Below are 12,054 nucleotides of genomic sequence, written 5' to 3'. Positions count from 1 at the left end.
GCCACAAGAAAACGCCATGCCGGCGCTCGTTGTTGCCAAAGCTCGAAAGCCCAAGGCTGCAAGTATTTTGGCCGTTCCACGTCCCACGGATTGGGAATGATGAATACGCCCGGTTCTTCGTGCAGCAATCGAGGTTCTGTTCGTTTGTCTTTCATGATGCCTGTATCCCCTCGACAGCCAAGCTTGCCGTAGGCTGCCATAGTCACCAGAACAAATAGAGGACCAAATGGCAGAGTCGCTTCGCGCGCCTGGATTGCCAATCTGGGAGGTATATTGCTTCTCCACGTTCAGGATCACGTCTTTGGCATGTAACAATCGGCAGGGAGTTGTCGCGTTATCGAGCTGTGACGAACGATCGCGCGGCTGTCTGAGATCAGGCGACAGCGTCCGTCACTGGCCGCCGAAGTACTTAGGCAAACCGGAATGCGACGTTTGCATCAAGGGCCGCCGCAAGGAAAGATAGTTGGGCTTCTTCCTGGGTCACTGTGCCGGTGGCTGTCCCAGCACAGGCCTCCATCGCGAGGACGAAGGCGGCGCTACTCGCGGTCGGCCAATTCGTAAAAAGCAGATCAAGCGCTTCCTCTGCACATCCAATGACGTGGAAGGCTTGGTGGCGCTCGACGACTAAGGCGAGCCAGTCCGGGGTCGACACACGGTCTCCGATTCCGCTTACGAGCAATGGACAATTGGTGGACCGCACTTTGGCCAGCGCTCGACATGAGGGGAGAAATCCTCACCTGGCGATCCATTTTGTAAACCCCGGACGCGACACGTTGTTCCACGCTATTAGCCTGCCGTACCGGAAGGCGAAGTAGTTGTGTAATTCCCCGTAGTTTCTACCGGAGAGGCCGTCCTTGAATGCGGCGCGCGTCAGCTCGAAGCTTGGCGGAGATACTGCCGAAATCACCTTGCCAAAATGCCTTTCCAGTTCCCTGGATAGGTCGTCGGCAGAGGTCGTCCCGTGCCGGAAACGTTCGATAAGCAGTTTCGCCGCGACGTTATAGCCTTCCGGATTGGCAAGACTACTGGCTGAACAGTAGCCTGCCCGCGTCGATGGGATAAGGCATTGGGGCGCCGTCAGCTTGTCGATTTCCAAAGACCGATCGACAGCTCGAGCTTGCCTTGCGACTTCAAGCAGATCGCGTGGGCCGTCATATGCGAGGACGGTCCTGACTACGCCAGCGCCAGTCGACACCTGGTCACAATCATAGAGAGCCACTTCAGCCAAGCCCTCGTTGAACATGCTGTCTGCATGCCCGACTACGCCGGCTTACCATCCCAATTTCGGTTTCGTGCGGGCGCTCGGCGCTGGCCACTGGCCACCGGCCCGCGAGCGGCGACCGATGGGTATAAAATTGGTGGGCATTCCCGCGATTTGTCTGATGCCAGAGGCAATGTTTCAAAGAACGCGTACATCCCCTCTTCTCTTCAGGCATGGGCTTGCGCGCGCGCCATGAGCATCGCAGATTGCGCGACAGCCATTGCAGACACAGGACAGAACGATGAGTGGAACTTTCTTTCAACCGGTTGATGCTGCTGAAGTTCCACGCTTCGCCGGGCATTCTACCTTCATGCGCCTACCTGCCGTGCAGACGGCTGCCGGGCTTGATGTTGCCCTTGTCGGTATTCCCTGGGACGGCGGCACAACGAACAGGGCGGGTGCCCGGCATGGGCCACGGGAGGTCCGCAATCAGTCGAGCCTCATGCGGCGGGTACACCATGTCTCAGGGATCGAACCTTTCAGTATCGCGAATGTCGCCGATGTCGGCGATCTCTCCGTCAACCCCATCGACCTTATGGACGGCCTCAAACGCATCGAAGAGGGGATGAATGAGATTGTCGCCGTCGGCGCCATTCCCCTGTCGGTGGGCGGTGACCATCTGACCACACTCCCCGTGCTGCGCGCGGTGGCGAAAAACCGGCCGGTTGGACTGGTCCATTTCGACGCGCACTCCGATACCAATGATCGCTATTTCGGAAACAACCCCTACACGCACGGGACGCCGTTTCGTCGAGCGATCGAGGAGGGACTGCTGGACCCGAAGCGGATGGTTCAGATCGGAATTCGCGGTTCGATCTACGATCCGGGCGAACATGACTGGGCGAAGCAGCAGGGCATCCGGATCATCTACATGGAAGAATTCGTCAGCCGCGGGGCTGACGACGTGATGCGCGAGGCGCGAGAAATCGCTGGTGAACTGCCAACCTACGTTACCTTTGATATCGATAGTATCGATCCATCCATGGCGCCGGGGACGGGAACGCCAGAGGCGGGCGGCTTCACGACCCGCGAGGCCCAGCAGATGATCAGGCTGCTTGCCGGGATACAGATCGTGGGTGCCGACGTCGTTGAAGTCTCCCCACCATTTGATCTGGCCGGCATGACGGCGCTTGCTGGCGCCACCATGATGTTCGAACTTCTATGCGTCATCGCCAAACAGGTCGCGGATAGGCGCACTGCCGGCGGCGCCTGATGGTCGGCAATTGGCTTGTCAGGGGTGGCTGACCGTCTCTTCGCACAGCCGTCGGTAGCCGCCGCGCCAGTAGAGCAGGGGTTTGACATCCTCGCGCGTTTCGATTGCGCAAACGCGGCCGATAAGGATCGCGTGCGAATGGTGATTGAGCACCGTTTCGAGCTCGCAGTCGAGAACCGTCAGCGCATCTTTCAGGGCAGGTGTTCCAGTCGAAAGGCTATACCATTGCGCGTCTTGATAGCGTTCGACGCCGCGCCGGCCGTCGAACCCTGCAAAGGATTGCGCAATATGCTGTTGGTCGGCGGTAAGTACATTGACGCAGAAGCGGCGATACCGTTCAACCACGGGCCAGGAGGACGATCCGCGATTGAGGCTGACGATCACCGATGGCTGATCTGCGGAAAGGGAAGAAACCGAGGTCGCGGTAAAGCCTGTCCGTTCTTCGCGTTCACCAACGGTGATCACGCTCACGGCACCGGCCAGGTGGCGCATCGACAGCTTGAACGCAGATTGATCGACGATAGGCTTGGTTGCCACCTTTTCCATCTGCTCTCTCCCTTGTTAGCTCGTGACCTGTGCCTTCGCAAAACGGTTGGCCGGCATTGAAAGGCCGAGGTTTTCTCGCAGCGTCTTGCCTTCATATTCTTGCCGGAAGAGCCCACGACGGCGTAATTCAGGCAGGACGAGCTTCACAAAATCATCAAGGCTCGAGGGCAGTGTCGGGAACATCAGAATGAAGCCATCCGCCGCACGGGTCTCGAACCACTCTTCCATGAAGTCGGCAATCTGTGCCGGCGTACCGGTGATGCCGTTGCCCGTATGCTTCTCCGCATAGTGACGTACCAGCTCGCCGACGGGGCGCCCGCTCTTGACGAAATCGGTAAGCTCTTCGAACAGCGCGCGCGACCCCTTGGGCTGCGTCGGCAGTCGATCCATCGGAAACGGTTTGTCCAATGGGACGCCGCGCAAATCGGCTTCCAGAAACTCCGAAAGCATCAAGCGACCGACGTCCGGATGCATCTTGTCGATGAGGTAGTTTACCTTGGCCTGCGCCTCGGCTTCCGTCTCGCCAACATTCAGTACAACACCGGGCATGATCTTGAGGTCGTCGGGATTGCGACCGTAGGCGGGCATACGTCCTTTGACGTTTTCATAGAATGCGCGGTTTCGATCGATGTTCGAGGCGAGGCTGAAAACGATCTCGGCCGTGCGCGCTGCCATATCCATGCCGGGTTCGGAGCCGCCGGCCTGCGCGATGACGGGCCGACCTTGCGGTGAGCGGGCAATGTTAAGCGGCCCGCGCACCTGGAAGTGCTTGCCCTTGTGATCGAGCGTGTGGTGCTTGGTCTTGTCATAATAGACACCGCTCTCGCGATCGAGGAGTAACGCACCCTCTTCGAAGCTGTCCCACAGGCCAAAAACGACGTCCACGAACTCGTTGCCGCGTTCGTAGCGCAGGGCGTGGGGATCCAACCCCTCGCGATTGAAATTGTAGCCGGTCTCGTCGTGGTCTGAGGTCACGACATTCCAGCAGGCGCGGCCGCCGCTCAAATGGTCGATAGAAGCAAAGAGGCGCGCGACATTGTAGGGCTCGTAGTAGCTGGTTGAAACAGTGGCCACGAGCCCGAGATCTTTCGTTGTCACTGACAGGGCTGATAGCAACGACAGGGGCTCGAAGCGATTCATCTTGGTCGGGATGCGGGCGAGCGCGTCCGGATCGCCAACGGCGGCGGCCGGTGAATCGGCCATGAACATGAAATCGAACTTTGCCGCCTCCGACCGTTTGGCAACATCGAGAAGGTGACTGAAATCGTTAGCGCCGTGAACGTCGCTTGCCGGATGCAGCCAGGATGCCGGATGAAAGCCGAACGTATAGACGAAGGTGCCCAGTTTCATCTTATCGGTACGCGCCATGACATTCTCCCGCAGGCTTTGATCTGTGATCGCCTAAGGTAGCGTCACGCGACTTTTTTCATCAATATCGCAGCGCTGGCTTCCGATTTAGTTTTTCTAAAGAGTGAGAGGCGCTGAGATCTGCGCCTGTCGTCGAGAGATGGCAATGACCCAGTCGCGAAACTCCGAGCCGTAGGGTTTTTGCAGCGCGGAGCGGTCCCAGGCAAGGAAATAGCTCTCGCGCAGCGGCATTCTGATATCGACTGGAATGACCAATGTCTGCGCTTCCAGTTCGTCTGCGATCATCGACATCTGCGCAAGCACGATGCCTCGCTTGTTGACGGCGGCGTCGATAGCGCTACTCGATAGGGCAAACGACAATCCCGAGGGTGGGCCTTTGACATCTGCCCCGATTTTCGCGGCAAATTCCGCCCAACTCGGGTAGGGCGTGAAATGTCGCTCCCATTCGACATGCAGCAGCGGATAGGACAGCAGATCGGTGGCGGCCGGTCTCCTGCCTTCAATTAGGGCCGGCGAGCAGGCCGGAACGACCCAATCGCGAAACAGTTCTGCGTAGTGGTCATGCTGCAAGACGTCGGACCCGTAACTGACGCGGAAATCGACTTCATCAAACCCCATTCGGGGCTCCTTGTCGCGACCGGTCACCCGCACATGTGCATCGGGATGGAGCGCTTGCCAGTCGAAAATGCGCCTGCCGATCCACTTGTTGACAACGGATGACAGGGCGCTGAGAACGAGCGCATTTTCGTTGCGTGCACGCTCCAGGACCTGCTGGGCGAGCGCAAATTGCTCAAAGCCCTTCGATATCTCGCGGTGGTAAAGTCGACCCCATTGCGTCAGCTCGACAGTCCGGCCGCTCCGTTCCACAAGGGTGATGCCCAGAAAGCTTTCAACCTTGCGTAACTGCTGGCTGATAGCGCCCGGAGATACGTCCAGCTCCGCTGCCGCGGCCATCACGCTGCCGCAGCGGCCGACAGCTTCGAATGCTTGCAGCCCTTTGAGGGGTATTCCCCGGAATATCTGTTCGTCGCTCAACGCGTTCCTCACTATGGCTGTCGACGCAACGCACGCTTTTCGGCCGGATGAAAAATGCCTGCAAATTGGAAGCGATCGCCAGGATGCGTGATCTCGACATAGGTTACCAAGCGATCATTCTGCCAAGTCTGACGCGTGAGGCTGAGGCAGGGCTCGCCTCGATCGATCTCGAGAACGCGCGCCGTCGCGGCATCGGCCGAGACTGCCCGTATCACATGCTTGGCCTTCGACCACGCCACTTGCGACAGGAGCCATTTGGCAGGAGGCGCGGCCGCAAAGCTCTCGTTTCTGGCAAGCGGCACTGTATCCAGCAAAATGATGCGCCGCTCTATTGCCGTGGGCCTACCATCGACGATATGCAGACACTGGATCCGAAGGATTTCGGCTCCCGAGGTGCTGTCCAACCGGGCAGCCTCGACGGGGTCTAGGGTCTCGATCCTTCGCGTCAAAATCTGATAGCGATGCTCATAGCCCGCCAAGGTCGCCTCGGTGCCGATATCCTGGATGTCCATGACGGTGCGGTCGATCTGCGGCGAGGCGACGAATGACCCGGTTTTCCGCTTCCGTACGACAAGCCCACGGTCGACAAGCGCGGTCAGGGCCTTGCTCACGGTCATACGCGAACAGCCGTAGTCATTGACGAGGTCATGCTCTCTTGGAACGCGATCACCCGGGCGCCAGTCTCCGCTGAGGATCTTTGCCTCGATATCCGTGAATATCCTGAGATAAATTGGCTCCAAGACGCGGCCTCATCACCTTCGCAGCAAAACAATGCAAACGCGAAACTCGCGCCTCCAAGCGGCCGTTCGGCACAAAAATTGCGTTCGTCGACTTTGACGTTGACACCTTAGGCTAGCGTATATCTATTTGTATAGTCAAAAGCGGATCGCAGAGTCCGCACACGGGACTGAACTCGGGAACTCGAACGCATCCTGGCGGGTGCGGAAACTGGAGAGATGACAATCATGATCGCACGTTCACTGCTTAAGGGCCTCGTCGGCGCCGCATTTCTTGTGGGAGCGACCCTGTCGGCGCATGCTGCCGATACGCTTGCGGCCGTCAAGGCAGCCGGCACGCTCAAGGTCGGCACGGAAACCGCCTTTGCTCCCTTTGATTTTATCGATGCCGGCGAGCATGCTGGTTTGAACGTTGATCTTTTTGCGGAAATCGGCAAGGAACTCGGCGTCAAGATCGAATGGGTGGCGCTTCCTTGGGACGGCGTGTTCCCGGCACTTGAAGCTGGCAAGTTCGACGTGGTTGCCGGACCCGCGACCATCACCAAGAAGCGTTTGGAGCGCTATCGCTTCACGCCGCCGATTGCCGAAGCCACCATCGCGATCCTGAAGAAGGCGGGCGATGCGACCATCAGCAAGCCCGACGACATTGCCGGCAAGACGATCGGTGTCGGCAAGGCCACTTCGCAACTGGATCAGCTGAAGGAATTCTCGGCAACGCTGCCTTCCAAAGTAGATATCCGCGAATACCCGGCCTTCACCGAATCCTATGCGGATCTCGCGGCCGGCCGCATTGCCGGTGTTGCCAACTCACTGCCAAATATCGCCTTCGTTGCCAAGCAGCGCGAGGGAACGTTTGAAGTCGTCCTGCCGCCGTTCGGCAAGAAGTCCTACTTCGGTTTCATCGGCCTGAAGGATGCCGATCATGCTGCGCTGATGGACGCCATCGATGCAGCCCTGCTGAAGATCAAGGCTGACGGCCGCATGGCCGAGCTGCAGAAGAAGTGGTTCGGCGCGACCTTTGACACGCCCGACGCCGTCAAGGACCCTGCGTTCTAATAGCGGGCCGATCGTTGATTGCGCCCCGGCCTAGGGGCGCAATCAAAGACGCCATTGTGCCTCCATGACAGCCAGGCGGGCAAAAGCCGGACATGTCCATCAAGCTCTTTGAATTGCTTCTTTACGCGTCGATCTATACGGTGCTGATAAGCGTCGTTTCCATTTTGATCGGCTTTGCGATTGCAATCCTTCTGTCCGGCATGCTGTTGTCGAAGAAGGCGGTCTTCGTCATTCCCGCACAAATTTTTATCAGTTTCTTCCGCGGCGTGCCTCTGCTCGTGCAGTTGCTCCTGATCTACAACATGTTGCCCGCGATTGGCCTGAACGTGCCGAGCATCGTTGCTGCGATCATCGGCCTTTCGCTTTGCACGGCGGCTTATCAGGCGGAAAACATGCGCGGCGGATTTGCAAGCGTGCCGATCGGTCTCGTGGAGTCCGCCGAAATGGTGGGCTTGACGCCGGGTCAGATCTTCCGGCGTATCAAGGCGCCGATCGCACTGAGGCTGACCTTCCCAGCGCTGGTCAACGAGGCGATCCTCATCCTCAAGGCATCGTCGCTGGTTTCCGTCGTCGGCGTCATCGAATTGACGCGGATGGCACAGGATCTCGCAGGCAGCACCTTTTTGCCGCTGCAGCTATTTGCCGCTGCGGGTCTCATCTATCTCGTCATCAACTGGATCGTGGCGCTTGCCGGCGACCTGATCGAGCGCTCTCTTCCGGGAGTGCCGCGATGACCTTTGACATCAACGTCATCCTTGACCAACTGCCGGCGATCATAAGTGGCGCCGGCGTCACGATCTTGATCTGGGTCGCGGGGACGATCGCCGCTGCCATCCTGGGGTTTTTCGTCGCTGTCGGCCGCCGGTTCGGTGGCGTGCTGCTCGACAAGGCGCTTGGCTTTATCGTGGCAGTGCTGCGCGGTACGCCATTCCTCATCCAGATCTTTCTCGTCTACTACGGTGGTCCATTCGTCGGCCTTTCGCTCGATCCGTTGCCAGCCGGCTTGATCGGCATCTCGATCTACGGTGCGGCCTATTACAGTGAAATTTTCCGATCCGGCTTTATGGCCGTGCCCAAGGGCCACATCGAGGCGGGCGAGTGCGTGGGCCTGACGCAGGGGCAAATCATCCGACGCATCCTGCTGCCTGAAATGACGATGCTCGTGCTGCCTCCGTCGCTCAATATGGCGGTTCTCCTGATGAAGGAGACGGCTGTCCTTTCGATTATCACCGTTCCCGAGCTGACCGCGACGCTGAGCGCCATCGGCGCCCAGCAATATGCCTTCGTCGAAGCCCTCTCAGTGCTCGCACTCTTCTACTGGGTACTTGTAGAGATCACCGGTCGGCTTGGCCGCCTCGTAGAAACGAAACTCAACAGATTCAGGTTTTTCAACGCATGAGCCTCCCTGCAATCGCAGTTAAAAACCTCGTCAAGAAGTTTGGAGATACCACCGTTCTCCAGAACATCGATCTCGAGATCCCGCAGGGACAGGTCTCCTGCCTGATCGGACCATCAGGCTCAGGCAAGAGCACGCTTCTTCGTTGCATGGCCTTTCTCGAGGAAGCGACCTCCGGAACGATCACGATCAACGGCGAGGTCCTCGGCTTCACCGAAAATGCACAGGGCATGCGGGAGCGTATTGCGCCAGCCGCAAACCGTGCGATCCGTGCGCAGATCGGCATGGTGTTTCAGCAGTTCAACCTCTGGCCGCACATGACCGCGCTCGGAAATGTCAGCGAGGCGCTGAAGACCGTTCACAAGATGAGTCGCAAGGATGCCGAAGAGCGGGCCATGGCTCAACTTGTGAAAGTTGGCCTCGAAAGCCGCGCAGGGCACTACCCATCGCAGCTTTCTGGTGGGCAACAACAGCGCGTCGCCATTGCCCGTGCTCTTGCCCTCAAGCCGAAGATCATGCTTTTCGACGAGCCGACGTCCTCCCTCGACCCGGAGCTGACCGGCGAAGTGCTGAATGTTATGCGCGATCTTGCCGCCGAAGGGATGACGATGGTCGTCGTCTCGCACGAAATCGGCTTTGCGGCCACCGTCGGGCAGCAGATCGCATTTCTCGACCATGGCAAGATCGTCTTCACCGGCCCTCCGCAAGAGGTATTCAGGAGGCCGAGAAACGCACGCCTCGAACAATTCCTCGACACCTACCTTGATCGCGGAGCGTCGATGTTGCTCTAGAAAGCAACGGCGGAGCGCGGGTCATCGAGTTCCACAAACAGGGCCGCGCTATCGCAAAGTCGCGTCCTCGGCTGGGTGCCATCTGGGACAAGGCTGGTCCGACCGGACCTAGCGACGGCATCGTGGAGGTCACCCAGGTGCTGCACGAGCGGGAGGTGAGGCTACCAGACTGTTATGCGGCTGGTGCATGGGTGACGTGAGCTCTTGATGCTGTTCTCCGGCCAGGGATGAGCCTATATCGATGGCATCGAAGCAAACGAAGCGCCAAGGACTGGCAGCTGTGCTTCGAAAGCCCAGGAAAGGGGATTATCATGAATGTAGCACGCTCTTTCAACAATTGGCGCAAGTACCGCCAGACGGTCTCCGAACTTGGCCGGATGAGCTCCAGAGAGCTTTTCGATCTCGGCATCGACCGCGCGGATATCCGCAGCGTTGCCCGGGCAGCGATTGGCCGTTAAGGCGAAGATAGCGCCAGATTTTTGATTGTTCGAGCGTCCGCCAGTCTTCTGGCGGGCGCTTTTTCTTTGGCATGAGGCCGGTTCGGAATGTCTGTCGAGCCGGCCGCTAGACGCATAGCGCATGGCAGACATGCAGAAATCTGCCTGTCATTTGGGCGGAAAAGGTGTAAAAGTCTATTCATCGAAGCGATGCACCTCCTCCCGCAGCGCTTTGTATGGCAAGCGTCCTTATCCTCCTCCCAGGGTCGCTTGCGGAACAGCAGCACTCCTCCTCCCAGCTGCTGTTCGGTTATTTCAGAACAAGCCTGCCGCACCTCCTCCCGCGGCAGGCTTTTTTGTTTGTGCTCCGATAGCCATGCCCCGGGATCGCTCACGCTGTGATTGGTCAATGCTCCGGTTGAAATTTCGAGCAAGCAGCACCGGCTGTCGGCGCTCGGATGAGCGCCACCATTCTATGCCGCAACCATCCTTCGGGAAAAGGGCAGGGATCGGATGCATCCCACGGCAGAAAGGATCACCGGCAGGCATACAAGATAGGAGGTACGCATGCCGGCGTGCTCTGCCACAAAGCCAAGGAGTGGAGGAGCAAGGAAAAACACGACGAACGACATTTGGCCGAGTGCTGCGACGTTGAGATAAGCGGCTCGATCCGCGCGTTGCGCCGCCGCCGAGACAGCGAGCGGATAGACCGCACTACACCCCCCACCCATGAGTGCGAACCCCGCAAGGGCAACATATTGGTGCGGAGCGAGCCAAACGGCGCAAAGTCCGGCCGCGGATATGAGAAGCAGAGTAAAGGCTACCGTTCGCGAGCCGAAGCGATCGACAAACGGGTCGGCGAACAACCGTGTTAGAGCCATGAAAAACGTGAACAGCGTGAGACCCAACCCTCCGACAAACGGTTCCGCGCTAAAGACGTCGCGCATATAGATCGCCGACCAATCAATCCCTGCACCTTCGACAAGAAACGCTGCGATGCCGATGATGCACAGCGGAAGCAGCCCAAGCGTCGGAAGCGCGATGTGCCCTGCACCAGCGTGTTCGAGCGTTGGACGGGCTGGGGCATTACGCATGCCCGCGATGACGATCGTTCCAATCAGGAGAACGAACGTGAATGTCAAAGCGAGATGAAGCTGCACCGAAAGCCCCGCCTGGCGGGCGATAGCGGAAACCAGGGCGGTCACGAAAAAACCAAGACTCCAAAATCCATGAGCCCTATTCATGACGCCGCGGCCAAGCTGCGCCTCGATGCGATCGATCTCGACATTAAGATTGATTTCCAGCGCTCCCGCCAAAAGCCCTTCCATGAGGAGAAGCCCAAAGACGAAAGGTGCCGCACTCATCCAAGGCACGAGAGCAAGCAGCGCAGAGGTTCCAAGAACGGTGAGGAACGCCGTCGTGCGCGCTCCAAGGCGTGCCACAACAGCGGATGAAAAGGTCAGTGATATGAGAGCGCCAATCGCAGCTCCAATCAGCGTTAATCCAAGCTCGGATTTGTCGATCTGCAAGGCGTCTTGAAGATCGGGTAGACGCGAGAGCATTGCTCCCATCGATACCGCAAAAAGGAAAAAGCAGACATAGATTCGCTGCTGCGGCTCAATCTTCATTCGTGGCTCCTGAGAATAGTAAAAGGTGGGCGAGCCATGTTTATCTGAGTGCGACAAATATCGGCAACGCGCTTCTCGCGAGAGGTCTGCCGCTTGCAAGGCCAAAGGAAGCCTCACCGAAGCGGGGCTAGGGATTGTTATAGGAAGAGTACGTCGATTTAACGCTCACCTATGTCGGTTGGTTCCCGAACGCGTCAGCAATCTCAGCCACCTCTTCACGGGCCTTAGACCAGAGGGGGATTTTGGATGTAATCCTCGCGTCGAACACCGAATAAGCCGCGGCAGCCGGCATCATCGATAGGTCTGAAGTGCATGTCGTCGATCCCGCGGCCGTACCCAATCCGAATTGGCTGCCCCCGGGCATTCCAAGCGCCGGCCAGCAGGCTTTCGGTGATAACCTCCTTCAACGGCATCGTTTCGTGGCAATTCCGAGTGCCGTTTCCAACCATAGATGGAACCTTGTGTTCATAGCGAGCAAAGCGGCAGGCTTCTATTCGCTCGCGTTCCAGCAAGCGTTCGATCTCGACACCAGGCTCCATCCGCCGCGGCAGCGTGATGCCGGCGCACCCAATGGCCGAACGGTGGA

At 58.5% G+C, this 12,054-nt stretch carries 13 protein-coding genes and 1 pseudogene; 7 read left to right on the top strand and 7 right to left on the bottom strand.

The genetic code is table 11. The annotated features are described in order from the left end of the window. Nucleotides 1-409: 409 nt before the first annotated feature. Both K9B32_RS19900 and K9B32_RS19895 read right to left on the bottom strand, forming a co-directional pair. On the bottom strand, nucleotides 410-652 hold the full coding sequence (locus K9B32_RS19900) for a DUF982 domain-containing protein (protein WP_224565283.1): 243 nt from the start codon (nucleotides 650-652) through the stop codon (nucleotides 410-412). An 81-nt stretch (nucleotides 653-733) separates the two neighbouring features. Continuing rightward, nucleotides 734-1,243 (bottom strand): hypothetical protein, encoded by a 510-nt coding sequence (locus tag K9B32_RS19895; RefSeq protein WP_224565281.1) that lies wholly within the window; start codon nucleotides 1,241-1,243, stop codon nucleotides 734-736. Between the two features lie 259 nt (nucleotides 1,244-1,502). On the opposite strand from K9B32_RS19895, the gene speB reads away from it, so the two are divergent. Then, complete coding sequence (speB, locus tag K9B32_RS19890; RefSeq protein WP_224565279.1) at nucleotides 1,503-2,474, top strand: agmatinase; 972 nt, start codon at nucleotides 1,503-1,505, stop codon at nucleotides 2,472-2,474. Nucleotides 2,475-2,492: 18 nt separating this feature from the next. Here speB and K9B32_RS19885 read toward each other — a convergent pair whose 3' ends face one another. The 4 genes from K9B32_RS19885 to K9B32_RS19870 all read right to left on the bottom strand — a co-directional run bounded on the left by K9B32_RS19885 (nucleotide 2,493) and on the right by K9B32_RS19870 (nucleotide 6,163). Then, nucleotides 2,493-3,020, bottom strand: a complete 528-nt coding sequence (locus tag K9B32_RS19885; protein ID WP_224565278.1) for a flavin reductase family protein — start codon at nucleotides 3,018-3,020, stop codon at nucleotides 2,493-2,495. Between the two features lie 15 nt (nucleotides 3,021-3,035). Beyond that, on the bottom strand, nucleotides 3,036-4,388 hold the full coding sequence (locus tag K9B32_RS19880) for an LLM class flavin-dependent oxidoreductase (RefSeq protein ID WP_224565276.1): 1,353 nt from the start codon (nucleotides 4,386-4,388) through the stop codon (nucleotides 3,036-3,038). Between the two features lie 96 nt (nucleotides 4,389-4,484). Beyond that, nucleotides 4,485-5,423 carry a LysR family transcriptional regulator gene (locus K9B32_RS19875; protein WP_224565274.1) on the bottom strand — a complete coding sequence of 313 codons (939 nt, stop codon included), beginning with the start codon at nucleotides 5,421-5,423 and terminating at the stop codon, nucleotides 4,485-4,487. 11 nt (nucleotides 5,424-5,434) lie between these two features. Next, a complete protein-coding gene (locus tag K9B32_RS19870; protein WP_224565272.1) occupies nucleotides 5,435-6,163 on the bottom strand; it encodes a UTRA domain-containing protein in 729 nt (242 codons plus the stop codon). Nucleotides 6,164-6,388: 225 nt separating this feature from the next. Between K9B32_RS19870 and K9B32_RS19865 the strand changes: the two genes are divergently transcribed. The 5 genes from K9B32_RS19865 to K9B32_RS19845 all read left to right on the top strand — a co-directional run bounded on the left by K9B32_RS19865 (nucleotide 6,389) and on the right by K9B32_RS19845 (nucleotide 9,861). Then, complete coding sequence (locus tag K9B32_RS19865) at nucleotides 6,389-7,216, top strand: transporter substrate-binding domain-containing protein (RefSeq protein ID WP_132588061.1); 828 nt, start codon at nucleotides 6,389-6,391, stop codon at nucleotides 7,214-7,216. A 92-nt stretch (nucleotides 7,217-7,308) separates the two neighbouring features. After that, entirely contained in the window at nucleotides 7,309-7,950 is a 642-nt protein-coding gene (locus K9B32_RS19860; protein ID WP_224565270.1) for an amino acid ABC transporter permease, read from the top strand. After that, nucleotides 7,947-8,615, top strand: a complete 669-nt coding sequence (locus K9B32_RS19855) for an amino acid ABC transporter permease (RefSeq protein ID WP_224565268.1) — start codon at nucleotides 7,947-7,949, stop codon at nucleotides 8,613-8,615. Before K9B32_RS19860 ends, K9B32_RS19855 begins: the two co-directional genes overlap by 4 nt. Next, a complete protein-coding gene (locus tag K9B32_RS19850) occupies nucleotides 8,612-9,403 on the top strand; it encodes an amino acid ABC transporter ATP-binding protein (protein ID WP_224565266.1) in 792 nt (263 codons plus the stop codon). The genes K9B32_RS19855 and K9B32_RS19850 overlap by 4 nt, the downstream gene beginning before the upstream one ends. A 311-nt stretch (nucleotides 9,404-9,714) precedes the next feature. Further along, the gene (locus K9B32_RS19845) at nucleotides 9,715-9,861 is read left to right on the top strand and encodes a DUF1127 domain-containing protein (RefSeq protein WP_007801566.1); all 147 of its coding nucleotides are present in this window, start codon (nucleotides 9,715-9,717) and stop codon (nucleotides 9,859-9,861) included. Nucleotides 9,862-10,313: 452 nt separating this feature from the next. Here K9B32_RS19845 and K9B32_RS19840 read toward each other — a convergent pair whose 3' ends face one another. Continuing rightward, on the bottom strand, nucleotides 10,314-11,468 hold the full coding sequence (locus K9B32_RS19840; protein WP_224565264.1) for an MFS transporter: 1,155 nt from the start codon (nucleotides 11,466-11,468) through the stop codon (nucleotides 10,314-10,316). Nucleotides 11,469-11,749: 281 nt separating this feature from the next. Here K9B32_RS19840 and K9B32_RS19835 point away from each other — a divergent pair. Continuing rightward, a pseudogene (locus tag K9B32_RS19835) lies at nucleotides 11,750-12,013 on the top strand (RES domain-containing protein); the annotation flags it as partial. Nucleotides 12,014-12,054 lie beyond the last annotated feature (41 nt).

Origin of the sequence: Rhizobium sp. 3T7 (assembly GCF_020166565.1) — a bacterium.
Lineage (GTDB): Bacteria > Pseudomonadota > Alphaproteobacteria > Rhizobiales > Rhizobiaceae > Rhizobium.
This window is presented reverse-complemented; position numbering and strand designations above follow the sequence as displayed.

Excerpts from the sequence above, each read along its gene's own strand:
- K9B32_RS19895 (WP_224565281.1), bottom strand. The coding sequence starts at position 1,243 with ATGTTCAACGAGGGCTTGGCTGAAGTGGCTCTCTATGATTGTGACCAG.
- speB (WP_224565279.1), top strand. The coding sequence starts at position 1,503 with ATGAGTGGAACTTTCTTTCAACCGGTTGATGCTGCTGAAGTTCCACGC.
- K9B32_RS19885 (WP_224565278.1), bottom strand. The coding sequence starts at position 3,020 with ATGGAAAAGGTGGCAACCAAGCCTATCGTCGATCAATCTGCGTTCAAG.
- K9B32_RS19880 (WP_224565276.1), bottom strand. The coding sequence starts at position 4,388 with ATGGCGCGTACCGATAAGATGAAACTGGGCACCTTCGTCTATACGTTC.
- K9B32_RS19865 (WP_132588061.1), top strand. The coding sequence starts at position 6,389 with ATGATCGCACGTTCACTGCTTAAGGGCCTCGTCGGCGCCGCATTTCTT.
- K9B32_RS19860 (WP_224565270.1), top strand. The coding sequence starts at position 7,309 with ATGTCCATCAAGCTCTTTGAATTGCTTCTTTACGCGTCGATCTATACG.
- K9B32_RS19855 (WP_224565268.1), top strand. The coding sequence starts at position 7,947 with ATGACCTTTGACATCAACGTCATCCTTGACCAACTGCCGGCGATCATA.
- K9B32_RS19850 (WP_224565266.1), top strand. The coding sequence starts at position 8,612 with ATGAGCCTCCCTGCAATCGCAGTTAAAAACCTCGTCAAGAAGTTTGGA.
- K9B32_RS19845 (WP_007801566.1), top strand. The coding sequence starts at position 9,715 with ATGAATGTAGCACGCTCTTTCAACAATTGGCGCAAGTACCGCCAGACG.
- K9B32_RS19840 (WP_224565264.1), bottom strand. The coding sequence starts at position 11,468 with ATGAAGATTGAGCCGCAGCAGCGAATCTATGTCTGCTTTTTCCTTTTT.